The organism is Afipia dichlorophenoxyacetatis, from assembly GCF_055386385.1.
Genome location: NZ_AP029250.1, coordinates 4,004,013 through 4,028,111, shown reverse-complemented (window position 1 = coordinate 4,028,111; position 24,099 = coordinate 4,004,013). Strand labels below are relative to the sequence as shown.

Below are 24,099 nucleotides of genomic sequence, written 5' to 3'. Positions count from 1 at the left end.
CGTTTGAGCCTGTGATAGATGACTTTTTGCCATTCGTGGTAATCCGGAGCGAGCAATGACGATCAAGATCAATCTCAACGCAGACATGGCAGAGGGTTTCGGCGCCTACAAGATCGGCGACGACAACGGCATTCTGAAAATTATCGGTTCAGCCAACATCGCGTGCGGCTTCCATGCCGGCGATCCGCTGACCATGCGCAAGGTCATTGCCGATGCGAAGCGGGAAGGCGTCACCGTCGGCGCGCATCCTGGCTTTAACGATCTCTGGGGCTTCGGCCGCCGCCGCATCGATATGAAGCCCGAGGATCTCGAATACATGATCGCCTATCAGATTGGCGCGCTGCAGGCGCTGGCGACTTACTCGGACGTGAAGGTGACCCACCTCAAGCCGCACGGCGCGCTGAACAATATGGCCGCTGAGAACAAGGAATACGCGATGGCCATCGGCCGCGCGATCAAGACGGTCGATCCTAAGATCATTTACGTCGCGCTTGCCGGATCCGAAATGGAGAAGGCCGGTCGCGCACTTGGATTGCCGGTTGCATTGGAAGGTTTCTGCGATCGCCAATACGAAGACGACGGCAACCTGACCTCGCGCAAGATCCCGGGCTCCGTGCTGCATGATCCTGCTGCTGCGACTAAGCAGGTGATCGACATGGTGGTGAACAACACCATCACGTCGCGCAACGGCAAGACAATCCCGTGCAAGGTGCACTCGCTGTGCGTTCACGGCGATGAGCCGACAGCAGTGGCACTGGCGAAAACTGTTCGCGAGGGGCTGGAAAAGGCAGGCGTCAAGCTGGTGACTCTGCCAGAGATGTCGCTCGACTGACATCATTCGAAAAAATATGATCCAGGGAAGGCTGGTGACATGAGCGCAAAGCCAAGTATTGCTATTCTGGGAGGCACCGGCGACCTGGGTTCAGGTCTGGCGAAACGATGGATCGCTGCGGGCTACTCCGTCGTGATCGGATCTCGCTCCGCCGAGAAGGCGCAGACGTTTGCCAAGGAACTCGGCGGCACAGCGCGAGGCGCTGACAATGTCGGTGCAGCGAAGTCGGCCGACATTGTGGTTCTCGCGGTGCCGTTCGGTAGCCATGAAGCTACGCTTCTCGAAGTGAAGGACGCCGTCCAGGGCAAGATCGTGGTCGACGCCGCGGTGCCACTGGTGCCACCGAAGGTTTCCGTCGTGCAGCTTCCGCCGGAAGGGTCCGCTGCTCAGATCGCCCAGAATCTACTCGGTGACGGCGTCAAGGTCGTCTCTGCCTTCCACAATGTCGGCGCGACGAAGCTGCACGCCGGCGGCAAAGCTGACTGCGACGTACTGGTGTTCGGCAATGACAAGGAAGCTCGTGATCTTGTGATCGCGCTGGCTGGCGAAGTTGCGACCAGCGGTATCGATGGCGGCGTACTGGCCAACTCGGCCGCGGCGGAAGCGCTGACGTCAGTGTTGATCGGGATCAACCGCCGCTACAAAGTGCCGGGTGCGGGTATCCGCATTACCGGGCTTCCTGCGCCTGCTCCATAACCGGCGTTCGCGATGGCGAAGAGCGTCACATATTTTGCCGTGCCCGGTATACCGTTGATCAAGCCAGGCGATGATATCGCCACGGTAATCGAAGACGCTCTCAGGGCCGCGCAGTTTAAGCTGACGACTGGCGACATTGTCGTCATCGCCCAGAAGATCGTTTCGAAATCCGAAGATCGCTACGTCGAGCTGAACAGCATTGTTCCGTCGGAGAAGGCGCACGCGCTAGCAAACGACATCGGCAAGGACGCGCGCTTTATAGAAGTTGTTCTCTCCGAGTCGGAAGAGGTGGTGCGGACCCGGCCAAACATCATGATCGTGGCGCACCGGCTCGGATACGTGATGGCCAATGCCGGGATCGATCAATCGAATATCCAGCACAACGATGGCGAGGAACGCGTCTTGCTGTTGCCGAAGGATCCGGATGGTTCCGCTGCGGCGCTGAAGGCGAGCTTTGATGCTGCGTTCGGGGCGAAGGTTGGCGTTATCATCAATGATAGCTTTGGGCGGCCTTGGCGTAACGGCGTCACCGGCGTTGCCCTTGGTGTCGCAGGTTTGCCATCGCTGCTGGATATGATTGGCGCGCCGGATATGTTCGGCCGGCCGATGCAGGTAACCGAGATCGCTGTGGCCGATGAAATTGCCGCCGGAGCGTCATTGCTCATGGGGCAGGCAGCGGAGGGACTGCCGGTGGTTGTGGTCCGGGGGCTATCGTTTTCTGCGGCGGCGCGGCCGGCGTCGGCTCTGATACGCCCGCGTGAACGGGATATGTTCCGATGAGCATCGCGAGCGCATTCAAGGGCAAGCCGGTGGTGGCGCTGTGTGGCGGCGTCGGGGGCGCCAAGCTGGCGCTTGGTCTTAATCGCTCGATCGGCGCGGACCTGACCGTCGTTGTCAATACGGGTGACGACTTCGAGCACCTCGGTCTGCATGTTTCGCCCGACATCGACACGGTCGTCTACACGCTGAGCGGCCTCAGTGACATCGAGCGCGGCTGGGGCCGCGCCGATGAGACCTGGAACTTCATGGCATCGCTCGATGGTCTCGGTGGCGAAACCTGGTTCCGGCTGGGTGATCGCGATCTGGCGATGCATGTGGAGCGGACGCAGGCGCTGCGCAGCGGGACCACGCTGACCGAGTTCACGACCGCGATGGCGCGCCGTCTCGGAATCGCTGCGACCATTCTCCCGATGTCCGATGATCGTATCGAGACGATGGTCATGACTCCCGATGGCCCATTGCCGTTCCAGCGCTATTTCGTCGGTCTGCAATGCGCGCCGGTTGTCAAACAGCTTGAATTCAAGGGAGCCGAGAAGGCCGTTGCCACCCCGCAAGTGTTATCGGCTCTCCAAAATCCGGATCTGGCCGCAGTGATTATCTGCCCCTCCAATCCTTATCTCAGCGTTGATCCCATTCTCGCCGTCTCGGATATTCGCAAAGCGCTCAATGGCGTGAAAGCTCCGATTGTTGCCGTGTCGCCATTGATCGGCGGACAGGCGGTCAAGGGGCCGACGGCGAAGATCATGGCGGAGCTTGGCTTGCCGGCAGACTCGGTGACGATCGCCCGGCACTATCCGTTCCTGAGTGGACTGATCATTGATCAGACCGATCAGGGCGAGGCCGATATAATCGATATGCCGGTGCATGTGACCTCCACCTGGATGCGAAGTCTTGAAGATCGCGATCGGTTGGCCGCCGAATGCCTGGAGTTCGCGGCTCAGCTGTCCATTGCCGAGAGGGGAGAGAGCGCCGCGTGATGCAGATCGCCGCAGAAACCTCCGGTCATGTCTGGGCTGTTGTTCCCGTCAAACGGTTGAGCAGAGCCAAGCAACGACTTGCCTGCGTGCTGTCGCGCAATGAACGCGTGAAGCTCGCCCGCACTATGCTGCATGAAGTTCTGACCACACTGTGCGCGACGCCAGAGATTGCCGGGACCATCGTCGTCACCGGTGATCCGATGGTGGCAAATCTTGCGACGTTGTTCGAAGCGCGCGTGGTGACGGACGTGTTGGAGACCGGCATCAATGCCGCCGTCCTGCAGGGTCTGAAGACGCTCGATGTATCGTCCGCTGCGCTGGTTGTGCCGGCCGACGTACCGTTCGCCACGGCCAGCGATCTTCGGGATGTTATCAGCGAACTTGACCGTCACCGGGTTGTGCTGGCGCCTGCGCTGTCGGACGGAGGCACCAACGCACTTGCGCTGCGCACTCCCGATCTGGTCATTCCAAGTTTTGGCGACGATAGCTTTGCACGGCATCAGGCGTTAGCCCAGGCCAGCAGCATCGATTGCGGCGTCGTCCGCAATGAGGGCATTGGCCGGGACATCGACTGCCCTGACGATCTGCTGCCATGGGCAGGCATCAAGAAATTCTCGCTGACGGCCGCTCTGTTCGCTGAATTCAACATCGCAGAACGGCTCCATGCCGCGGCTCTGCCCGCTTCCGAGAGGCACGTGTGACATGAACGTCAGCTCTCTTTTGCAAGATTTTTCGAACGATCGCAGGCTGACGCGCGAAGAGGCTGCGTGCCTCGTCGATGCTGGCAGTCTCGACAGTCTGCTGAATGCCGCTGCCGCACGGCGTGATGCCGCCCATGGCCAGCGAGTGTCTTACTCGCGTAAGGTCTTCATTCCACTGACGCAGCTTTGTCGCGACGTCTGCCACTACTGTACGTTCGCTCATGCTCCGCGTGCCGACGAGAAGCCTTTCCTGTCGATCGACCAGATGATTGCGATCGCAGAGGCCGGCAAGAAGGCCGGATGCAAGGAAGCGCTGTTCACCCTCGGCGACAAGCCGGAGTTGCGCTATCGCGTCGCGCGCGAAGAGCTCGATCGTCTGGGACATGCGACGACGCTGTCTTACGTGGCTGAAGCTGCAGGCGTGGTGTTCCGCGAGACGGGGCTTTTGCCGCATATCAATCCGGGCCTGATGACCGGCGAGGACCTCGATGCCCTGCGCAAGGTCTCGGTCTCGCAGGGGATCATGCTGGAAAGCGTCTCAGATCGGCTGTGTGAAAAGGGCGGCGCGCATTATGGCTCGCCGGACAAGGTGCCTGCGGCGCGGCTTGAAACCATGAAGCTTGCCGGTGAGCGGCAGATTCCGTCTACGTCGGGTATTCTGATCGGTATCGGCGAGACGCGGCATGAGCGTATCGATTCACTGTTCGCACTGCGCGATCTCAACGATCAACATGGGCACATCCAGGAAATCATTGTTCAGAATTTCCGCCCCAAGGTGGGCACGCGGATGGAAACCGCGGCGTCGCCCGATGTGGAAGACCACCTCTGGACGATTGCGATTGCGCGCCTGATTTTCGAACCGCAGATGAATATCCAAGCGCCGCCGAACTTGAGCCCTGGTGCGCTTGGCAGGCTTGTTGCGGCAGGCATCAATGATTGGGGCGGGGTGTCGCCGGTCACCCCGGACCACGTGAATCCTGAGGCGCCGTGGCCGCATCTGCGCGTGCTCGAAGCTGCAACCAAAGCTGCCGGCATGGATCTGGTGGAGCGCCTGGCGATCTATCCAGCATTCGCGTGCGACACCAATCGCTGGGTTGATCAGGGATTGCGAACAGCCGTGCTCAATCATATCGACGGCGAGGGCATGCCACGCGTCGATGATTGGTGTCCGGGCCACGTTGGCGAATTGCCTGCCCGTGAACTGAACTGGATTGCGAAGGCGCCTTCAGTCGCGCCATCTGACAATTTGGGCCGTGTCCTTGCCAAGGCGCAACGCGGTGAGGCGCTCGGCGAGGGAGAGATTATTCGGCTGTTCCGCGGCCGCGGCGATGATTTCTCGGCAATCTGCCGGGCTGCCGATGAACTGCGCCGCGAGGTGAATGGCGATGTGGTGAGCTACGTCGTTACGCGCAACATCAACTATACGAACATCTGCTCTTTTAAGTGCCAGTTCTGCGCATTCTCCAAGGGCAAGATGAGCGAGAACCTGCGCGGCCGGCCCTACGATCTCGACATGCAGGAAGTCGCTGGGCGCGTCGTCGAAGCGTGGGAGCGGGGTGCTTCCGAGGTTTGCATGCAGGGCGGAATACATCCGTCGTACACGGGCCAGAAATATCTCGATATCTGTCGCACTGTGAAAGATGCTGTGCCGCAAATGCACATGCACGCGTTCTCGCCGCTGGAAATCCATCAGGGTGCGCAGACCCTCGGCATTCCTGTCATTGAGTTTCTACGTGAGCTAAAAGCAGCAGGTCTCGGCACGTTGCCGGGCACAGCGGCCGAAATTCTCGATGATGAAGTTCGTGTGGTCTTGTGTGCAGACAAGATCCGAACGCAGCAGTGGCTCGATGTGATGCGCGCCGCACACTTGGTCGGCTTCCGCTCGACTGCGACCATCATGTTCGGCCACATCGAGGGCTATCAGCATTGGGCAAGGCACTTGCTGCGTATCCGCAATCTGCAGGCGGATACTGGCGGCTTTACCGAATTCGTGCCGCTTCCGTTCGTTCACATGGAAGCACCGATCTATCTCAAGGGCAGGGCGCGGCCGGGACCGACATTCCGGGAGGCGATCCTGATGCATGCCGTCGCGCGGCTGGTGCTCAATCCCCTGATCCCGAACATTCAGGCATCGTGGGTCAAGCTCGGCGCAGAGGGCGTACGCCAGTGCCTGTCCGCGGGCGTCAATGACCTTGGTGGAACGCTGATGGATGAGAGCATCTCGCGCTCTGCCGGCGCATCCCATGGCCAGGAGATGACGCCGCAGGAGATGGAACGGATTATCCTTTCGAGTGGCAGGACGCCGCGACAGCGAACCACGGTCTATGCCAATGCCGATGATGCCGTGCGGCAACGCTCCTTCGAGGCTGCAGCCGCGAGAGCCCTAGAGGCTGCTCGCGACAAAAATGTGCAGATGGTCGCCTCCTCTTGAGGCAGGGCGTCGCTCGACATCCTATCGTCCTAATGTTAGTATCTTTCAACACGACGTGAAGCCGAAAGAAGTTTACGAATGTCTTCAGTCATTAATCCGGAAATCGTCGACGCCAAGCTGAGGGCGCGGGCCGTTGCCAAGGCGCGAGAGCATGGCATGGTGCTGCCGACGTTTTCGCAGCTCGCCAACCCTTCGACCATTCCAGCCGAGGTCTCCAAGAAGCTCGCGGATGTTGCGCCGGACGAACCGCGCGCCGAAAACCTCTGGCGCGTCAACTGGTACAACGCCTCGGATCGGAAGAGCCGGACGGATGTGCCGGGATACATCGTGATCCCTGAATCGATCTCTGGCGTGAAAGCGCCGATCGTCGTGCTGCTGGGTCGTCGTTTCCCGATGATCGGGGCGCACAAGGTGTTGCCGGCTTATTCTGCCCTTGCGGCGCAGCTTGTGACCGGGCGTTTCGATCCGGAAGCGCAAAAGGCGATCTGGCCATCCACGGGCAACTACTGTCGTGGCGGCGTGTCCGTCTCGCGCATCCTCGGATGCCGTGGTGTTGCCGTTCTGCCTGCCGGTATGAGCCGCGAGCGGTTCGACTGGCTGGAGAAGTGGGTCTCGCATCCGGAGGATATCGTCCGGACGCCGGGCACCGAGAGCAACGTCAAGGAAATCTATGACAAGTGCGCGGAGCTCGAGCGTGATCCGCAGAACGTGATTCTCAATCAGTTCTCCGCATTCTCGAACTACCTCATCCACTACACATGCACCGGTGCTGCGGCTGAACACGCGTTCAACGCATTCAAGGGCGGCAGCAATCGTCGGCTTGCGGCCTTTGTCTCGGCGACAGGGTCGGCGGGCACGATTGCCGCAGGCGACTATCTGAAGAAGCACCACGGCACGAAGATCGCGGCCGTTGAAGCGCTCGAATGCCCGACCATGCTGAACAACGGCTATGGCGAGCACAACATCCAGGGTATTGGCGACAAGCACATCCCGTTCATCCACAACGTAATGAACACGGATGTCGTGATCGGCGTGTCGGATCGCGTCACCGATCAGCTTAATCTGCTGTTTGGCTCGGAAGTCGGACGGAAGTATCTTCAGAACCGCCGTAATCTCGACAAGGCGTTGGTCGAATCCTTCGCGGACGTCGGTATTTCCGGCTTCGCGAACATTGTCGCTGCGATCAAGCTGGCGAAGCAACTCCACTACGGGGCTGACGACGTCATCGTCACGGTCGCGACCGATAGCGCCTCGCTCTACGACAGCGAGCGCGACGGCTACCGCGAAAAGCAGTTTGGTACCTTCGATGAAGTCAACGCAGGCGAGATCTTCGGATCGTGCCTTACGTCTGTCGCGACAGATAACGTGATGGAGCTCACGGATCAGTTGCGGCGGCAGGTCTTCAATCTTGGCTACTATACCTGGGTCGAGCAGCAGGGCGTCAGCGTCGAGGACTTCGAACGGCGCAGGCACCAATCGTTCTGGGAAGGCATCGCAGCGAGCCTTCCCCAATGGGACAAACTGATCGAGGACTTTAACGCCGAGGTCGCCGGGTCGAATACAGAAGCGTCAGGTAAAGCGAGGTCATGAGCGTGGATCAGAACGTGGTTCAGCCTTATCAGACGCTGCGGGAGAATTTGGCGCGGCGCGACCGCAGCCTGCGCGAGAAGGTGGTGACGCTGGAGGAAGCTGCATCGTTCGTGAACGATGGTGCGACGGTTGGCATTGGCGGTTCGACGATGTCGCGTACGCCGATGGCGACGATCTGGCAGCTCATTCGCGCGCGCAAGAAGGAGTTGTCCTGCTCGCGTTGTATCATTTCGACGGATGGTGATTTGCTGCTCGGTTCGGGGGCATCGAACCACATTATGTCGAGCTGGTTCGCGCAGGGTATTCTGTGGGGCCTGTCCAAGGTGATGCGTCACCACGTCGAAGGCGGCCACGCGCGTTATGACGAATGGAGCCACATGGGCATGGGCATGCGCTTCCGCGCAGGCGCCATGGGCGTTCCGTTCATGCCGATGCGTTCGATGCTTGGCTCGGATGTCGGAAAAAAACGGACGGAAGCGAAGGAAATCGATTGTCCGTTCACGGGCGAAAAGATCCTGCTGGTGCCTGCGCTCAATCCTGACGTCGCATTGATCCATGTGCAGCGTTGCGATGCCTACGGCAACGCGCAGATCGATGGTCTTCAGTTCATGGATATCGATCTGGCGATGGCGGCCAATCGTGTGATCCTGACGACGGAACGGATCGTCTCCAACGATCAGATCCGGCGCGCGCCCGATCACACCAAGATTCCGTTCTTCTGCGTCGATGCGGTGGTGGAGGTGCCTTACGGCTCTGCGCCCCATGAATGCTACGGCGTTTACGAGCCGATGATGAATCACCTCGATGCCTATGTGAAGCAGGTCAACGGCGATCCGGTCGGCGGCATGAAGAAATATCTCGACGACTATGTCTACGGGCCGAAAACCTGGAACGATTTCCTGTCGATGATCGGCATAGACGAAATCGTGACCGCGAGCCGAAGGGGCAGGAGCATTTTCGATGACTGAGCAGAACCGTCACACCGCGTCGGAAATGCTGGCGATCCTCAGCGCGCGGCAGCTGAGGGAAGGGCAGGTCGTGTTCGCAGGCATCGGCATTCCACTGCTGGCGGCGACGCTGGCGCAGCGGTTGCGTTGTCCTGGTCTTACGATTCTGTTTGAAGGTGGGGTCGTCGGTGCCTTTGTGGAGCCGGGCAAGCTGCCGCCATCAACAAATGACCAGCGCTGCACCAAGCGCGCCAACATGGTGCTCGGCAGTGCGGATGTTCTTCTGCTGCTCCAGCGCGGCTATGTCGATGTTGGCTTCATGGGCGGCGCGCAGATCGACAAGTATGGCAACTTGAATTCATCGTTCATCGGGGATTCCGATAACCCGAAGACGCGGCTTCCGGGTACCGGCGGCGGTAACGATATTTCCAGCCTGACCAACATGATTGTTGCGATGAAGCACGAGAAGCGCCGCTTCGTCGATCAAGTCGATTTCATCACCAGCCCGGGATATATCCGCGGTGGCAAGACACGCGCTGAGAGCGGCTTGCCCCAGGGCGGCATGTTCCGGGTGATCACTGAGTTGGCGGTGTTTTCGTTCGATGAGACGTCTCGTCGCATGAAGGTTCTTGCGCTTAACCCCGGCATTACGCGGGAGCAGGTGCAGGACAACACTGGGTTCGATCTGATTTTTGAAGATCAGATCAACGTTACCGAGCCGCCGACGGAGCACGAATTATCGACATTGCGGATGCTCGATCCCGATCGTCTGTTCATCGCATAAGAAAACGGGGAGTAAGAATGACAATCCTGTCGAATACGTTCGGTATCGCCGCGCGCAACTTCACCGCCTGGCCTGAGCTTCCGGATGCCAAGGCGCTGGTCGACTATGGCGTGCGTGTTGAGGAGCTTGGCTATGACTCGCTTTGGGTCTGGGACCATATTCTTCTCGGCGTCGATCCGCATTTTCCGATCCTCGACTCGCTGACGACGTTGACGGCGATTGCCGCGCGCACGAGCAAGATCAAGCTTGGCACCGGCATTCTTGTTCTGCCTCTGCGCAATCCGGTTGCTCTCGCAAAGCAGCTGTCGACCATGGACCAGTTCTCCAATGGGCGCATGCTGATGGGCATGGCGTCCGGCTGGTACAAGCGTGAATTCGATGCGATGGGTATTCCGTTCGACAAGCGCGGCAAGCTGATGGATGAGAACCTCGAGATTCTCAACCGTCTGTGGACCGAGCCGATGGTTGACGGCAAGTACATCGCGCACAACATTTCTGCGGCGGTGATGTATCCGAAGCCGGTGCAGCAGCCGCGCATGCCGATCCTGATCGGCGGTTACGTCGACCGCGTGCTGCAGCGTGCGGCGACGGCTGGCGATGGTTGGCTGACCTATTTCTACTCTCCGGAAGCCTTCGCGAAGTCCTGGGCCAAGCTGCGCAATTTCGCCAAGGAAGGCGGCAAGGATCCGGACAAGCTGCTCAATGCATCGCAGTTGCCAATTATGGTCGGTCCGTCGAAGGAGGCCGTCCGCGATGAGATGATGGATTGGCTCAACAAGGAATGGGACTTCCCTGAACACAGCGATTGTTCACGTGACAGTGCGATCATGGGTTCCGTCGATGAATGTGTCGAACAATTGAAGGCTCATCTCGCGGTCGGCGTACAAAAGATCATCTTCGTGCCTTACAAGTACAAGATGGATCAGGTTGAGACGATCGCACGCGAGATCATCCCAAGGCTGAAAGCCAAGTAAAGCATCGGTCGTAACAATGTCCGGTCCCGTGTCATGATCAGTGTTTTCGACCTGTTCAAGATCGGGATCGGGCCCTCGTCCTCTCATACGGTGGGGCCGATGAAGGCCGCTGCGGCTTTTATCGGCTCGCTGAATGAGAGTGAACAATCGGCCGTTCACCGGTTGAAGGTGACTTTGCTTGGTTCGCTTGCGTGGACCGGGAAAGGCCATAGCACCGATAAGGCTGTGGTGCTCGGCCTTTCGGGCTTTGCGCCGGAAACGATTGATCCCGATAAGGCGGATGCCAACGTCGCCACTGTCGCAGCTCAGAAACAGCTGACATTGCCGGGCGGTAGGACGATTGGCTTCGATCCCGCGCAGGACATCGATTTCAATTTTGACGAAGTACCAATCGGTCATCCGAACACCATGCGGTTCTCGGCGTTCGACGCGAACGGCAATGAGCTGAAAAAAGAGACCTGGTACTCGATCGGCGGCGGATTCATCCAGCGGGAAGGCGAGTCGACCTCGGCTGCGACGTCGTCGTCAGAGATCTCTTACGACTACCACAGCGCCGCGGAACTGATCGACATGTGTGATCGATCGGGCCTTTCGATCGCGGATATCGTGTTGGCGAACGAGGCCGTTTTTGCGGATGAAACCTCGGTTCATGCCGGGCTGGATCGTATCGCTGCTGTCATGTTCGACTGTATCGACCGGGGCATGCGGACGGATGGCGAGCTCCCGGGCGGGTTGAAAGTCAAGCGCCGTGCACGTTCCCTACGTGACCGACTGCAGGCGTCGGAAACCAAGAACATGCGGCATTCGATCCCGGCGATGGATTACGCCAGCCTCTATGCAATTGCCGTCAATGAGGAAAATGCTGCGGGTGGTCGTGTGGTAACCGCGCCGACCAATGGCGCTGCGGGCGTGTTGCCGGCGGTCCTCCGCTACTATGTCGACCATTGCCAGGGTGCTTCACAGGAGGGGATCAGGATTTTTCTCCTGACCAGTGCCGCCATCGGAGCGCTTTGCAAGATGAACGCGTCCATCTCCGGAGCGGAAGTCGGATGCCAAGGCGAGGTTGGTGTGGCATGCTCGATGGCTGCCGCTGGCCTGACAGCGGCCTTGGGCGGCAGCAGCCGGCAGATTGAAAATGCTGCGGAGATTGGAATGGAGCACCATCTCGGGATGACGTGCGATCCGATCGGCGGGTTGGTGCAAATCCCATGCATCGAACGCAATGCGTTCGGCGCGGTGAAAGCGATCAACGCCGCGTCATTGGCGTTAAGCGGCGATGGGTCGCATCACGTCTCGCTTGATCAGGTGATCCGCACGATGCGGGATACCGGAGCTGACATGCAGGCGAAATACAAGGAAACTTCGCGCGGAGGCCTCGCTGTTAATGTGCCTGACTGCTGAAAGAACTTGACGCCGTACGGCCGATGCAGATGATGCTAAGGTACCAAAAATAGGACGATTGTAGTTAGGGACGATTAGCCAACGACAAATACAAACAAGTGCGGATCAACTGGCATAATGCTTGCTTGAAAAATAAGGCAACTGGTTTTCCGCATGTCACGTAACGGAGGAAACGGACGATGGTTAAGCACTCGAAGTTACTTACGGCGATCGCAGCCGCAGCGCTGCTGTCGACAGGTTTGGCAACGCAGGCGTTCGCACAGACCATCAAGATTGGTGTCAACGAACCGCTGACAGGGCCGTTCGCGGCTTCCGGCACTTACGTTGTCAACGGCGCGAAAATCGCGGCCGATGAAATCAACGCCAAGGGCGGTGTACTCGGCAAGAAGATCGAGCTCGTTATCGAAGATAACAAGAGCAATCCGACCGAAGCTGCAGCTGTCGCTGAAAAGCTCATTACGGCCGATAAGGTGCCTGTCATCATGGGCGCATGGGGCTCCAGCCTGACGCTCGCGGTCATGCCCAAGCTGATGGAATACAAAGTCCCGATGGTGGTCGAGACCTCGTCGTCGGGCAAGATCACGACGACCGGCAATCCTTACATTTTCCGCATCTCGCCGCCGTCGTCCGTTGAAGCCGCAGCGTTCAAGGACATTCTGCCGAAGATGTCAGTGAAGAAGGCCGACTTTCTCGTCATCAACAACGACTGGGGACGTGGTGCTGCTGAGGATTTCGGAAAGATCTTCAAAGTCGATAACGTCGGCGTCGGGCTCGTCGAAACCATGGATCAGTCCGCTCAAGATATGAGCGCGCAGTTGTCTAAAATTAAGGCATCGGATTCCGATACGATCATGGTGACGACTGCCGTTGAGCAGCTCACCCTTGTTCTGAAGCAGGCGACTGCGCTCGGCATCAAGAAGCAGATCATCACTACCGGCGGATCGCAGAATCCCGACCAGCTGATCGAGCAGGGCGGTCTTGCCGCCAACGGCACCTTCCATCTGACCACCTTCGCACCGTGGTATCCGGATGCGACGCCAAATCCGGAAGCGACCAAGTATTTCCTCGGCGAGTGGAAGAAGCGCGGCTTCAATTTCGCTGGCGCGACGGAAAGCTTCCGTGGCTATGACGGCATCCGCACGATTGCGGCTGCCATCGAAAAGGCAGGCAAGGCGGAGCCCGAAGCCATCACGAAGGCGCTTTGGGACGTCGAGCTGCTCGGCCTGAACGGCAAGATCAAATTCCAGAAGCAGGGCCCAGCCGGCAAGGAAAGTGGTCAGAGCATGCCGAACGTCTATCTGATCAAGATCGACGACGCGAAGGTTGTTCTTCCTAAGCTCTAAGCATGTTTGCGTGGGCACCGGGTCTCTGACCGGTGCCCACGTTTTTGTTGTGACACTGGCGATCTTCGCCGGATGGAGAGGGTTGTCCCGACACAATGACTGAATTTCTGCAACACATGATCAACATGCTGATCCTTGGCAGTACCTACGCACTGCTCGGCATCGGTTTGACTTTGATCTTTGGCATCATGCGTGTCGTCAATTTTGCGCACGGCGAGCTTTATGCGTTCGGAGCGTATTTCGTGTACTTCGTCGCTATCATGCTCGGATTGAATTTCTTTCTTTCAATCCTCGTGGCGATCGTCGCCGGATGTTTGCTTGGCGCGCTGATCGAAGTGGTGTTGTTGCGGCCGATGCGTGGTGCCGATATCGATACCACGATGCTGATCATGATCGGCGCCATGATCGTGATGCAGAACGCAGAACAATATGTCTGGGGTGGCGTGGCGAAATCGGTCTCGACGCCGTTTCCCGAGACGCCACTCGTCATCGGGCCGTTCTCGGTGTCCTGGTTGCGGCTGTTTGTCTTTTTCGCCGCTCTAGCGTTGATCGCTGTGGCGTATTTCCTGATCAACCGCACCAAGCTCGGCAAGGCAATGCGCGCGACCTTCCAGGACCGCGATACAGCCTCGCTGATGGGTGTCAACATTCAGATGATCTACATGGCAACCTTTGCCATTGGGTCGAGCCTCGCAGCTGCGGCCGGCGCGCTGCTTGGTCCTGTCTACGTGATTTCACCGCAGATGGGGAACATTGCGTCGCTGAAGGCCTTCGCCATCGTCATCCTCGGAGGCCTTGGTAGTATCGGCGGAGCGACGATTGGCGGCTTTATTCTCGCTTTCGCGGAGGAAATGGGGGCGGGTTACATCTCATCCGGATATCGCGACGCCATGGGATTCCTGATCATCATCGCGGTGCTGCTGTTCAAGCCGACGGGCCTGTTTGCGCGAACGGAGCGAATTGGATGAAGCGGCTGTTTCCCTGGATCGCGCTCATCGTGTTCGCTTCCGTTCCGATGTGGCTCAACGATCCTTATCTTCTGAATGCCTTCATCACGACAGGCATCTTCATCATCGCGGCGATGAGCCTCAATCTGCTGCTGGGCTACACCGGACAGCTGAGTCTCGGTCACGTCGCGTTCTTCGGCATTGGTGCCTATACCAGCGCCCTGGTTTCGCTCGGGTTCGATGTCGAGCTCGTCGGCGGATACCGGGTGGTTCACGAACCGTGGCCGGTCTGGTCGGGCTTTATTATCGCCATTCTATTTTCCGGCCTGTGCGGCTACCTCGTCGGAAAGCTGTCGTTCCGTGTTCGTGGCGCCTACTTTGTGATCGTGACGATCAGCTTCGCCGAGGTCGTGCGACTGGTTGCGCTGAACTGGGTCGAGCTCACGCAGGGGCCGCTAGCGCTCACGTCCATTCCTCCCATGACATTGGGATTGCCCGGGCTCGGCTATTTCGACTTCTATAGCAAGCAGTCGAATTACTACCTCGTGCTTGCAGTGATGGTGATTTCTTATGTCGTCATCAAGCGGTTGGTGCATTCACGGGTGGGGCGCGCGATGGTGGCTCTGAAAGAGAATGAATCGCTCGCGGTGTCGGTCGGTATCGACGTGACCCGTTACTTGGTGCTTGCTGCGATTGTTTCTGCCGGCATCGCAGGTGCCGCGGGCAGCCTTTACGCGCACTATCTCAAGATCATCGATCCGGATGTGTTCCTCTTCCTCTACACCGTCACCATGGTGATCATGGTCATCACCGGTGGAAAGGGAACACTCGCGGGGCCGATCGTGGGCGGTTTGATCTTCGGATTTATTCCGGTGGTCGCGCGATCTTTCGCCGCGCCGGAGATCCAGTGGATTCTCTACGGCTTGTTCATGATCCTGATCGTGTTCATTCTGCCGCAGGGTATCGTGCCGGCGATCGAGAAGTGGTTTGGCGTGAACGATGAGCCAAACGTTGCTCCGACAACCGAGGCCAAAATACAGGATGCACGATGATGGACGCGCAGCCACAGAAGCAGCCCGCGCTATCGATCGAGCACATCGCCGTCCACTTCGGCGGACTTGTTGCGATCTCGGATATGAATTTCGTCGTCAATGAGGGCGAAGTCGTCAGCCTGATCGGTCCGAATGGTGCGGGCAAGACGACGGCGTTCAACGTTATCACCGGATTTTTGCGGCCGACGAAGGGTGAAGTCCGCTATCGCGGAACGTCCCTGAACAATCTCAAGCCGCATCAAGTGACGTCGCTGGGCTTGGTCAGAACCTTCCAGCGCACCAGCGTTTTCCAGAGTGTGAGCGTCTTCGCGAATGTGATGATCGGCCTGCATCGCCGTGGCCGCTCGCACCTATGGGATACGCTGCTGGCGCTGCCGCGCGAAAAGCAATCCGAAAACGAGTTGAAGACGAGGGCCGCCGAGATCCTTGCGCTTGTCGGCATCGAACGGCGGTCGCGCGAACTCGCGGGATCACTTGCTTACGGCGATCAACGACTTCTTGGTGTGGCGCTGGCGTTGGCCGCTGATCCGTCCATGCTGCTGCTGGATGAGCCGGTCTCCGGCATGAACGCGACGGAGACCGCGCGCTTCATGCAGCTTCTCGACAAGTTGCGTGGCTTGGGCGTCACCATCCTGTTGGTTGAGCACGACATGCCGATGGTGATGGGCGTGTCGGATCGCATCGTTGTGTTGAATTACGGCCGGATCATTGCCGAAGGACCGCCCGCGGCAATCCAGGGCAATCCTGAAGTCATCCGCGCTTATCTCGGGCAGGGAGCTAAGAGACGTGCTAGAGATTAGCGATCTCGTTTGCCGTTACGGCAAGGTCGAGGCCCTCAAGGGCATTTCATTGTCCATCAAACAGGGACAGCTCGTCGCACTGATCGGCGCAAATGGCGCCGGCAAGAGCACCACATTGCGTTCGATTTCGGGGATTCTGCCGTCGGTGTCCGGCCGTATGATCTTCGAGGGCGAAGACATTACGCGCTGCTCGGCCCGGGAGATCCTGGCGCGCGGCATTGCTCATTGCCCCGAAGGGCGTCGGGTGTTTCCGGACATGACGGTCGAGGAGAACCTCGACATGGGTGCGTATCTCCGAAACGACGCTGACGGGATCGCTGCGGATCGTGACCGGATCTTCACTCAGTTTCCGCGGCTCGCGGAGCGCCGCCATCAGGTTGCGGGTACGCTCTCCGGCGGCGAGCAGCAGATGCTGGCCATTGGTCGCGCCATCATGTCGAAGCCGAAGCTGGTCATGTTCGATGAGCCGTCGCTTGGCCTTGCGCCCAACATCGTGGAGCAAGTGTTCGAGATCATTGACGGCATCCGCAAGTCCGGCACCACGGTCCTGATGGTGGAGCAGAATGCTTATTCAGCCCTCGACATGTGCGACTACGCCTACCTGATGGAGGCAGGGTCAATTGTGCTGTCAGGCAGCGGTGACGCGTTGATCGACGACAAGCACATCCAAGAGGCTTATTTGGGCGGGTGACAAGCCTGCATCAGCGATAGTTGTGTTTGTGAGTTTGGCTTAGAGTTGTCAATTAAGCCATTGCCAGACAGAGCTTATCTGGTCTCTGTCCTATGCTCCAACAGCCGTCGTTGGGCGCTAATCTGGTGGGTGATGAACACCGTTTTCGCTGATCGGTTGCGGAAATCGTTATTGCGTTATATTAGTTGAACATTTCGATTACCAATTGCAATTGATGGAGGAGGCCGTGAAAGCATTTTTGCTTGCCTTCGTATTATCGATTGTTTGCCTTTCGTCTTCTCAGGCCGATGTCTGCTCAACCTTTTCAGCGAGTACGCTAAACGCGAATGGGGTTCCTTCGGTAAAGTGGCGTATTGATTACCCGAAACAACATCACGACCCGCGCGACGAACAGCCGTGGGAGTCGATCGATTTTCAAGTTCGTCCTGTCGAGTACATGACTTCTGTTCTGGCCGGAGCCAGAAGCTCTTTCCGTATCGTTGATCGAAAGTTAGTGGGGACGGGGCGAGAGAATTGGTGGACTTCTCTGTGGTTGGACTATGGGAATTCGGGCCGCGAGCCCCTAATGGGCCTGACAAAAGAGCGCGGCCCCGATAGAGGGGATCTTTCGCCATCCAATGTAGATGGATATCAAGTTTGGGCAGTAGGATTTTACAATCGCGCAGGGGCGGCGGTCCTTGGCGATATCTTTTATGAGCCCTGTAATCCGTCGTTACCGGTTGCTGTTGAATTTCCTCCAGACACAGCATCGATCAAATTCCTTTTTACCGATGCCTCAACTACGGAGGTCGCTTATCTGCAAGGGGGCCCAGAATTTGATGCATTCATTGATCCTGCTGGGTCTGGCAGCACACCGCTTCCCGCGAGCGGTCGGATCAAGCGATCACTGCGTCTGCTGCAGGTAGACATAGCGGTTAAGGATACCCGATCCCGTGACACAGGATGGGTATTCGGAACGTTCGTGTGGCTAGGGCCACCGAAAGGCGACAATCTCTTTGACAATCTTGTGCCAGTTTCGCTGCAATGGGGAAACGATCCGCAGATATATGACACGTCGCTCCGGCAAACTTGGGTCAATCCAAGTCTTCGAGGCATCACATACGGCTGGCCTGCCCGACTCACAACGGGGTTTCAAGGACGTGCGAATGGTCCAGCGGACAATATGCGTTCGTCTTGTTTGTCATGCCATGCTGCGGCGCGCACTCCCAGAGCCTCAATCGGTATTCTCAACAGCAGCTTTAGCAAAAATGATTTCGGCATTCCGGCGCGTGTGAAAGATCATGTCGACATTTGGTTTCAAAACATCAAAAGCGGAGCATTGTTTCAGCCGCAGGAGCCGGCGGCATCGTCACTCGATTATTCTTTGCAATTGGACGCGGCGATCTTTCGGATGTGCAGCGCGTGTAAGCTAGGCGATTTGAAAGGAGCAACGCCGGCCATATGCCGATCAACCGGCTTCCACAATCAGCCCCATTGTAGTGCGCCGGAGCCAGCTGGGCCCTTGAGGCAAGCCTTGGAAGCGATGCCTCCTCCCAGGCAGTGATGGCGGCTTCAGGAAGTTACTCCTTGATGCGCGGCCAGTTTGAACAACTCTGAAAATTGGAGTGTGGGATGGCGTGGTTCCGGGATGAGACCGATCTAGCTGATGCCCTACCTTTAACCAAGAAGGTGCTACCGCCGCCTTCTCGTGTGGTTTTGCACGGGCGTATAGTAACAATGGATGGAAGCTTTACGATCCTCCACGATGGTGTGATTGCAATCGAGGACGGGTTGATCGTTCACTGTGCAGAGCGAGGAAAGCCGCTACCTAGCGAGTTCACCTCGCTCAAGCCAATTGAGCTGAAGGGGACAATCTATCCAGGATTGTTCGAGCTGCATAATCATCCTAGTTACAACATGATCCCGCTTTGGAATGTTCCTCGATTATATGAGTGCCGTGAGCAGTGGCGTAACGCTTGCGAATACAAACGGTTCGTCAAGGATCCTGCGGCATTGCTCACTCACGATCCGCTTTCAGAAATTTCGAGAGCCGTGGTTCGTTTTGTCGAATGCCGCGCGCTTCTTGGTGGAGTAACGACGACGCAAGGTCTATCGATCAAGTCGATGAACTCTGGTGTGCGTGCCGCATATGCTGGATTAGTCCGTAACGTCGAGCTGCCAGATGATAGGAGCTGGCCGGCCGCAGAAGATCGCATAGACAATTTTACGAGCTTTGATCAGGTTAAGGAAATCTATGGTCCGTTACGGGGCGACATGCAAAAGCCTTTTCTTTTGCATCTGTCTGAAGGCGTAGATGATAGATCGCGAAGCTTTTTCGAATCTCTTAAAGCGCCTGATGGATCATACCTCATAGGCCCCAACCTTGTCGGAATTCATGGAACAGCGTTGAATAAGGAGCAGATGAAGAGGATGAAGGACGGCTCTGGCATCGTCTGGTCCCCCTTAAGCAATCTTCTTCTCTATGGTTCAACTACGGACGTCGAGACAGCACTGCAGGACGGGGTTCGTGTCGCTCTCGGTTCAGATTGGGGGCCTAGTGGTACTAAGAATCTTCTTGGCGAGCTCAAGATTGCCAAGATCGTGAGCGCGCATCTGGGGAACCTAATTTCTGATAGAGACTTGGTGCGAATGGTAACGAGTACACCGGCTCAAATGATGTCCTGGAGCAAGTTTCTAGGCACCGTGGAAGTCGGGAAGATCGCTGATCTCCTTGTTCTCGATGGAGTGTCGAAAGACCCATACGCGCAGGTGATTGAAGCACGAGAGAGTGATGTTGTTGCGGTACTTATCAATGGCCGGCCACGTGCAGGACGGGCAACGGTCATTAATCCTCTAACCAGAGACGTCGAGATGTTGCGCATAGCGGGACAGGATATGGTCCTCGATCTGATTGATCCCGGGCACCCACTTGAGCGCATGTCCCTGGGGACCGCGATCGCGACGTTGTCCTACGCTCTGGAGCACTTGCCAGACTTGGCGGAGCAATTTCATGCGCAGCATCAGCTTATGGGCGGAGCCACCGATGGCTTCGTCGTGGAGCTGGGGTTCGATGAAGATTATGCGATGGAGCTAATGGCAGGAGCACGATCGATCGGTCGCGATGATGTTGAGCCGATGGTCCTGGACCCAATCTCAGAAGTCGATGATTACCAGTTCAGAACTCGGCTGAAGAGCAATATCAATATTCCAGCTTGGTTGCGATCGTCCTTATAGAACGTTATGGCGATTAAGGTCCGGCAATGCCGGGCCGGTGAGTTGCAAGTTAGGCGTCACGGGACTTGCATGATGGCGGGCTCCTGACGGTCGCTGCGGACCTCATGTTGAACTATCCGCATCCTTCCGGCAGAAATGTCTCGTTGAGCTCTTGACCGTTTCGACGTATCTGCCTCTCCAAGAACCAGAATCTAGTTTGGTAATGATGGCTAATCTCGTGTGCCTATGCGTAGACCACATGAGTTAAACGTTCTAAAGCTACAAAAAATGAAACAATATCATATATTTAGATTCTCCGTCGCGCCTATGATGGACTGGACAGACCGGCATTGCCGGGTGTTCCACCGTCTGCTGTCGCGGCGTGCGCGGCTTTACACAGAGATGCTGACAACAGGCGCGGTCATCCATGGTGACCGGCAGCGGCTGCTTGGCTTCGACGTGAGCGAACATCCCGTTGCACTTCAGCTTGGTGGTTCCAATCCCGCAGACCTCGCCGCGAGTGCGGTCATCGGCGAAGATTTTGGTTATGACGAAATCAATCTCAATGTCGGTTGTCCATCAGACCGCGTGAAGGACGGTCGCTTCGGTGCATGCCTGATGGCGGAGCCGCATCTCGTTGCGGAATGCATCACGGCGATGAAGAAGGTTGTCAGCATTCCGGTCACCGTCAAATGCCGCATCGGCATCGACGACCAGGACCCTGAGATCGCGCTCGACACTCTTGCTCATGCAGTGCTTGCGGCTGGAGCCGACGCCTTGGTCGTGCACGCACGAAAGGCGTGGCTCAATGGACTGTCGCCGAAGGAAAATCGTGACATTCCGCCGCTCGATTATGATCGTGTCTATCGGCTCAAAGCCTCGCTGCCTGACGTGTTAATTGCGATCAACGGTGGCATCACCACTATTGCTGCCGCCAAAGAGCATTTGGCCCACGTTGATGGCGCGATGCTCGGACGTGCCGCCTATCAGGAGCCATGGCGTCTCCTAAGCGTCGATCCTGAGCTGTTTGGCGAAGCAGCGCCGCACGCGTCGATGCATGAAGCCATTGAAGCACTGATGCCCTATATCGCGCGTGAACTTGCGGCAGGCACGCGGCTTCATTCGATCACGCGGCATCTTGTCGGCGCGTTTCAGGGCGTTCCCGGTGCACGGGCGTTTCGTCGATATCTCGCCGAGGTGTGCATGAAACCGGGCGCAGGCGTCGCCTCGCTGCGGGAAGCGCTTGCGCTGGTGGATGAAGACGCAGTCGCGCCGATCGCGGCGTGACTACGGATAGCCGCGCAGCAATAAGCGGTCGGCTCGCACTTCCCAGCTCTCAAGGCGATTGAGGAAGCTCATACCGAGCAGGTTGGATTTCATCTGTCCACGCGGCACCACCAGCGCCGGGACTGAACGTTCGACAAGCTTGCCGATGGCAAGCCGGTCCAATGTTAGCCGCGCGGCGCGGACACGCCCGCCGGCAGTTTCAACGTCCACGTTGTAGTCGAGCAACTCAAGCGGCAGGCCTGCGGCCTTGGCCGTTTCGTAGGTGAGAACGACCGATGTTGCACCGGTGTCGATTACCATCGGCGCACTGACGCCATTTACTTTTGCACGTAGCGCGAAATCACCGCGGTCACTGCGCGCAATCTCGACGGAGCGTGATGACGATCGGGAGCTAAACGGCTTTTCAGCGACGCGTGTGATTGATCCCTTGATGTTCGCGAAGGCGACGGGATCCGAGATAGAAAGCAGAAGCGTTACCACTGTGACGACGGCCGTGAGAATGAGAAACGCGCGGATCATGCTGCACCTGCCGCGTCAGCATTCCGCATGCTGCGGCTTAGGATTCCGCGTGCCGCCTTTTTGTCGCGGCTGGTACGGAAAGTCCGGCATCGAGCATGCGCTGGGGGAGCGTTGCCATAAGTTCGACGCGCTCGGTGTTGGTCATCGCATGCCATCGCGCAATTTCGGGCAGCGTGCGTCCGCAGCCGAAACAAAGATCGGTTTTCGGATCGATAAAGCAGACCGCGATGCAGGGCGTTTCGATTTTCATGAACGCTACTGATGGGCATTTTGACGGATTGCGCAAGCATGGAAAGTCGGGCCAAGGGCAGGGAAACTCGATCGATCAGTGTCCCTGGCCTCATAGTCCAGTTCCTGCGCTCATGATGGGTGTATGACGCGGCCGGCTTTTCTCGCTGGTTACTGCGTCCGGCATTGGTTGCAGAGGCGGGGACTCTTCCCGCATCGGCGCCAATGCTGTCATCACGCGTTCCGGCGGATATGTGACGATCACTTCCGTGCCGACACGCAGTGTAGATTTCAGCGTGAACGTTCCGCCGTGCATGTCGATCAGGCTTTTTGCAATGGGGAGGCCAAGGCCCGCGCCTTGCTCGGCCGATTTGATCGAGTTCGATCCCTGGCCGAATGAAGCCAGCACCACGGGAATTTCGTCCTCGGCGATGCCTGAGCCGGTATCCTTGACACTGAGATACTGACCACCCGACGCGGTCCAACCTACCTTGAGCCAGATCTCGCCGCCCGGCGGGGTGAACTTGATCGAGTTGGAGAGCAGGTTGAGAACGACCTGACGCGTTGCGCGCTCGTCGCCCCATAGCTTCGGCATGCCGTGTTCGAACACTTCGTGGATCGTGATACCGCGGCTCGAGGCGCGAAGCTTCAAAAGATGGTGGCAATCCGCGACGACGTGTGTGAGCGACACCGGTTCTTCGTTGAGTTCGTAACGTCCGGCTTCGATGCGTGACAGGTCGAGGATTTCGTTGATGAGATTGAGCAGATGCACGCCGGAATTATGAATATCGGCGGAGTAGTCCTTATAAACCTCAACCGTATGCGCGCCGAAAATCTCGCTTTTCATGACTTCGGAGAAGCCGAGAATGGCGTTGAGCGGCGTGCGCAGCTCGTGGCTCATTTGCGCGAGAAAACGCGATTTGGAGACGTTCGCTGCTTCGGCGCGATAGCGGGCCTCGTCCGAGATGGCCTTTGATTGTTCCAGCTCGCCGATCAAGGCATCCTTTTCGGCGCGGGCCTCCAGTGTCGCAAGGGTCGTTGAGTGAAGCCGGTGAGCGAGAAGCGCGAAATAACCTTCCGCGGTCACAGCAAGCGCTGCGAGCATGTAGTCGTCGAACGTTCTGCGCAGAACAAAGTTGACCGCAATGACTGTCGCGACTGGCACCGTTGCCGCGAAGGCGGCAATCGGGAGGCTCGCGGCCAGCATGCTGGAGACCGCTACGACAAGCAGCATCAGAAACAGCATCAGCGTGTTCGAGACCACATCGATGCCGGACGGATGAATAAGGATGAAGGACCATGCCAGGCCGTACAACAGGTCGAGCGCAACAAAGCGCAGTCGCCATTTGCGGGTGGTGGCCGGAGCAGTTGATGCTTGCGCAAGAAATTTCCGGCAATAGCGGACGATGATGGCGTGGAGCGTCAGGACGCCGAAAGTCCATCCTGCGGCGATAATTGGTGGAATCCAGACACTGCAAAGCACGCCGGTCGCGACGACCAGGAGCACGACCACCAGCGAGGCTGAAATCCGTGTCTGGGCGTATTGGCGAAGCAGTTCGTGATCGAAGGCCGGTCGAGTTCCGCTGGTAGAAGTTAGCCGATCGCGCGCTTCGCGGACGCGCTGCGAAGCAGCCCGGCGATTCCGGGCAGGAGTCGCGCTCAATCCATCCGCGGTTGCCGCGGGAACTTCAATTTTGTCTGCGGACTCACTCATTACACTCTAACAACTACAACGCAGAATTCCCAAACCCGTGCGAAGGCCACGCATGGTCGCGCACAAACAGCCACCGCTATATTTGGCGCTAAAACATTAAGAGGTGGCTTAAAGGTCAATTTAATCGGGTTAAGAAAGTCTAAATTTGAGGGCGAGGATCCGTTCAAAGGCCCCAAAAAAGGAAAAGGCGGCACCTGGGTGCCGCCTTTCGTT

General features: G+C 57.8%; 22 protein-coding genes. 19 read left to right on the top strand and 3 right to left on the bottom strand.

Annotation, left to right across the window (positions count from 1 at the left end):
* Positions 1-55 precede the first annotated feature (55 nt).
* The 19 genes from ACZ5C3_RS18905 (at position 56) to dusA (ending at position 21,425) form a co-directional block, all read left to right on the top strand.
* Entirely contained in the window at positions 56-832 is a 777-nt protein-coding gene (locus tag ACZ5C3_RS18905; RefSeq protein ID WP_464032078.1) for a LamB/YcsF family protein, read from the top strand.
* A gap of 39 nt (positions 833-871) precedes the next feature.
* Entirely contained in the window at positions 872-1,528 is a 657-nt protein-coding gene (gene npdG / locus ACZ5C3_RS18900) for an NADPH-dependent F420 reductase (protein WP_464032076.1), read from the top strand.
* Positions 1,529-1,540: 12 nt separating this feature from the next.
* A complete protein-coding gene (gene cofE, locus ACZ5C3_RS18895; protein ID WP_464032074.1) occupies positions 1,541-2,308 on the top strand; it encodes a coenzyme F420-0:L-glutamate ligase in 768 nt (255 codons plus the stop codon).
* Positions 2,305-3,285 carry a 2-phospho-L-lactate transferase gene (gene cofD / locus ACZ5C3_RS18890; protein WP_464032072.1) on the top strand — a complete coding sequence of 327 codons (981 nt, stop codon included), beginning with the start codon at positions 2,305-2,307 and terminating at the stop codon, positions 3,283-3,285. Before cofE ends, cofD begins: the two co-directional genes overlap by 4 nt.
* Positions 3,285-3,986: a 2-phospho-L-lactate guanylyltransferase gene (gene cofC, locus ACZ5C3_RS18885; protein WP_464038376.1), complete on the top strand. Its 702-nt coding sequence runs from the start codon at positions 3,285-3,287 to the stop codon at positions 3,984-3,986. The genes cofD and cofC overlap by 1 nt, the downstream gene beginning before the upstream one ends.
* A gap of 1 nt (position 3,987) precedes the next feature.
* Entirely contained in the window at positions 3,988-6,417 is a 2,430-nt protein-coding gene (gene cofH, locus ACZ5C3_RS18880) for a 5-amino-6-(D-ribitylamino)uracil--L-tyrosine 4-hydroxyphenyl transferase CofH (RefSeq protein WP_464032070.1), read from the top strand.
* A 78-nt stretch (positions 6,418-6,495) separates the two neighbouring features.
* Positions 6,496-8,007 carry a pyridoxal-phosphate dependent enzyme gene (locus ACZ5C3_RS18875; RefSeq protein WP_464032069.1) on the top strand — a complete coding sequence of 504 codons (1,512 nt, stop codon included), beginning with the start codon at positions 6,496-6,498 and terminating at the stop codon, positions 8,005-8,007.
* Positions 8,004-8,975 (top strand): CoA transferase subunit A, encoded by a 972-nt coding sequence (locus tag ACZ5C3_RS18870; protein ID WP_464032067.1) that lies wholly within the window; start codon positions 8,004-8,006, stop codon positions 8,973-8,975. The genes ACZ5C3_RS18875 and ACZ5C3_RS18870 overlap by 4 nt, the downstream gene beginning before the upstream one ends.
* The gene (locus ACZ5C3_RS18865; protein ID WP_464032065.1) at positions 8,968-9,738 is read left to right on the top strand and encodes a CoA-transferase subunit beta; all 771 of its coding nucleotides are present in this window, start codon (positions 8,968-8,970) and stop codon (positions 9,736-9,738) included. The genes ACZ5C3_RS18870 and ACZ5C3_RS18865 overlap by 8 nt, the downstream gene beginning before the upstream one ends.
* A 17-nt stretch (positions 9,739-9,755) precedes the next feature.
* On the top strand, positions 9,756-10,712 hold the full coding sequence (locus ACZ5C3_RS18860) for an LLM class flavin-dependent oxidoreductase (RefSeq protein ID WP_464032064.1): 957 nt from the start codon (positions 9,756-9,758) through the stop codon (positions 10,710-10,712).
* A 33-nt stretch (positions 10,713-10,745) separates the two neighbouring features.
* Positions 10,746-12,113, top strand: coding sequence for an L-serine ammonia-lyase (locus ACZ5C3_RS18855; protein ID WP_464044211.1), 1,368 nt, complete (start codon positions 10,746-10,748; stop codon positions 12,111-12,113).
* Positions 12,114-12,292: 179 nt separating this feature from the next.
* A complete protein-coding gene (locus ACZ5C3_RS18850) occupies positions 12,293-13,456 on the top strand; it encodes an ABC transporter substrate-binding protein (RefSeq protein WP_464032062.1) in 1,164 nt (387 codons plus the stop codon).
* Between the two features lie 95 nt (positions 13,457-13,551).
* The gene (locus tag ACZ5C3_RS18845; RefSeq protein WP_464032060.1) at positions 13,552-14,424 is read left to right on the top strand and encodes a branched-chain amino acid ABC transporter permease; all 873 of its coding nucleotides are present in this window, start codon (positions 13,552-13,554) and stop codon (positions 14,422-14,424) included.
* Positions 14,421-15,455, top strand: a complete 1,035-nt coding sequence (locus tag ACZ5C3_RS18840) for a branched-chain amino acid ABC transporter permease (protein WP_464032059.1) — start codon at positions 14,421-14,423, stop codon at positions 15,453-15,455. The genes ACZ5C3_RS18845 and ACZ5C3_RS18840 overlap by 4 nt, the downstream gene beginning before the upstream one ends.
* Entirely contained in the window at positions 15,455-16,255 is an 801-nt protein-coding gene (locus ACZ5C3_RS18835) for an ABC transporter ATP-binding protein (protein ID WP_464032057.1), read from the top strand. The genes ACZ5C3_RS18840 and ACZ5C3_RS18835 overlap by 1 nt, the downstream gene beginning before the upstream one ends.
* Positions 16,242-16,946, top strand: a complete 705-nt coding sequence (locus tag ACZ5C3_RS18830) for an ABC transporter ATP-binding protein (protein WP_464032055.1) — start codon at positions 16,242-16,244, stop codon at positions 16,944-16,946. The genes ACZ5C3_RS18835 and ACZ5C3_RS18830 overlap by 14 nt, the downstream gene beginning before the upstream one ends.
* A gap of 226 nt (positions 16,947-17,172) precedes the next feature.
* Positions 17,173-18,489, top strand: a complete 1,317-nt coding sequence (locus tag ACZ5C3_RS18825; protein WP_464032053.1) for a hypothetical protein — start codon at positions 17,173-17,175, stop codon at positions 18,487-18,489.
* 68 nt (positions 18,490-18,557) lie between these two features.
* Positions 18,558-20,159 (top strand): amidohydrolase family protein, encoded by a 1,602-nt coding sequence (locus ACZ5C3_RS18820; RefSeq protein WP_464032051.1) that lies wholly within the window; start codon positions 18,558-18,560, stop codon positions 20,157-20,159.
* Between the two features lie 267 nt (positions 20,160-20,426).
* Positions 20,427-21,425 carry a tRNA dihydrouridine(20/20a) synthase DusA gene (gene dusA, locus ACZ5C3_RS18815; protein ID WP_464032049.1) on the top strand — a complete coding sequence of 333 codons (999 nt, stop codon included), beginning with the start codon at positions 20,427-20,429 and terminating at the stop codon, positions 21,423-21,425.
* Here the strand turns inward: dusA and ACZ5C3_RS18810 are convergent, their stop codons facing one another.
* The 3 genes from ACZ5C3_RS18810 to ACZ5C3_RS18800 form a co-directional block, all read right to left on the bottom strand.
* On the bottom strand, positions 21,426-21,944 hold the full coding sequence (locus tag ACZ5C3_RS18810; protein WP_464032047.1) for a TIGR02281 family clan AA aspartic protease: 519 nt from the start codon (positions 21,942-21,944) through the stop codon (positions 21,426-21,428).
* Between the two features lie 37 nt (positions 21,945-21,981).
* Positions 21,982-22,194 (bottom strand): DUF1289 domain-containing protein, encoded by a 213-nt coding sequence (locus tag ACZ5C3_RS18805; RefSeq protein WP_464032045.1) that lies wholly within the window; start codon positions 22,192-22,194, stop codon positions 21,982-21,984.
* A gap of 90 nt (positions 22,195-22,284) precedes the next feature.
* Positions 22,285-23,886, bottom strand: a complete 1,602-nt coding sequence (locus tag ACZ5C3_RS18800; RefSeq protein WP_464032043.1) for a sensor histidine kinase — start codon at positions 23,884-23,886, stop codon at positions 22,285-22,287.
* Between the last annotated feature and the right edge of the window lie 213 nt (positions 23,887-24,099).

Bases quoted from the DNA above. Each gene is read 5' to 3' on its own strand.
- cofD (WP_464032072.1), top strand. From the start codon at position 2,305: ATGAGCATCGCGAGCGCATTCAAGGGCAAGCCGGTGGTGGCGCTGTGT.
- ACZ5C3_RS18905 (WP_464032078.1), top strand. From the start codon at position 56: ATGACGATCAAGATCAATCTCAACGCAGACATGGCAGAGGGTTTCGGC.
- ACZ5C3_RS18840 (WP_464032059.1), top strand. From the start codon at position 14,421: ATGAAGCGGCTGTTTCCCTGGATCGCGCTCATCGTGTTCGCTTCCGTT.
- npdG (WP_464032076.1), top strand. From the start codon at position 872: ATGAGCGCAAAGCCAAGTATTGCTATTCTGGGAGGCACCGGCGACCTG.
- ACZ5C3_RS18860 (WP_464032064.1), top strand. From the start codon at position 9,756: ATGACAATCCTGTCGAATACGTTCGGTATCGCCGCGCGCAACTTCACC.
- ACZ5C3_RS18865 (WP_464032065.1), top strand. From the start codon at position 8,968: ATGACTGAGCAGAACCGTCACACCGCGTCGGAAATGCTGGCGATCCTC.
- cofH (WP_464032070.1), top strand. From the start codon at position 3,988: ATGAACGTCAGCTCTCTTTTGCAAGATTTTTCGAACGATCGCAGGCTG.
- cofC (WP_464038376.1), top strand. From the start codon at position 3,285: ATGCAGATCGCCGCAGAAACCTCCGGTCATGTCTGGGCTGTTGTTCCC.
- ACZ5C3_RS18845 (WP_464032060.1), top strand. From the start codon at position 13,552: ATGACTGAATTTCTGCAACACATGATCAACATGCTGATCCTTGGCAGT.
- ACZ5C3_RS18855 (WP_464044211.1), top strand. From the start codon at position 10,746: ATGATCAGTGTTTTCGACCTGTTCAAGATCGGGATCGGGCCCTCGTCC.
- dusA (WP_464032049.1), top strand. From the start codon at position 20,427: ATGAAACAATATCATATATTTAGATTCTCCGTCGCGCCTATGATGGAC.
- ACZ5C3_RS18835 (WP_464032057.1), top strand. From the start codon at position 15,455: ATGGACGCGCAGCCACAGAAGCAGCCCGCGCTATCGATCGAGCACATC.
- ACZ5C3_RS18810 (WP_464032047.1), bottom strand. From the start codon at position 21,944: ATGATCCGCGCGTTTCTCATTCTCACGGCCGTCGTCACAGTGGTAACG.
- ACZ5C3_RS18800 (WP_464032043.1), bottom strand. From the start codon at position 23,886: ATGAGTGAGTCCGCAGACAAAATTGAAGTTCCCGCGGCAACCGCGGAT.
- cofE (WP_464032074.1), top strand. From the start codon at position 1,541: ATGGCGAAGAGCGTCACATATTTTGCCGTGCCCGGTATACCGTTGATC.
- ACZ5C3_RS18870 (WP_464032067.1), top strand. From the start codon at position 8,004: ATGAGCGTGGATCAGAACGTGGTTCAGCCTTATCAGACGCTGCGGGAG.
- ACZ5C3_RS18850 (WP_464032062.1), top strand. From the start codon at position 12,293: ATGGTTAAGCACTCGAAGTTACTTACGGCGATCGCAGCCGCAGCGCTG.
- ACZ5C3_RS18875 (WP_464032069.1), top strand. From the start codon at position 6,496: ATGTCTTCAGTCATTAATCCGGAAATCGTCGACGCCAAGCTGAGGGCG.
- ACZ5C3_RS18805 (WP_464032045.1), bottom strand. From the start codon at position 22,194: ATGAAAATCGAAACGCCCTGCATCGCGGTCTGCTTTATCGATCCGAAA.
- ACZ5C3_RS18820 (WP_464032051.1), top strand. From the start codon at position 18,558: ATGGCGTGGTTCCGGGATGAGACCGATCTAGCTGATGCCCTACCTTTA.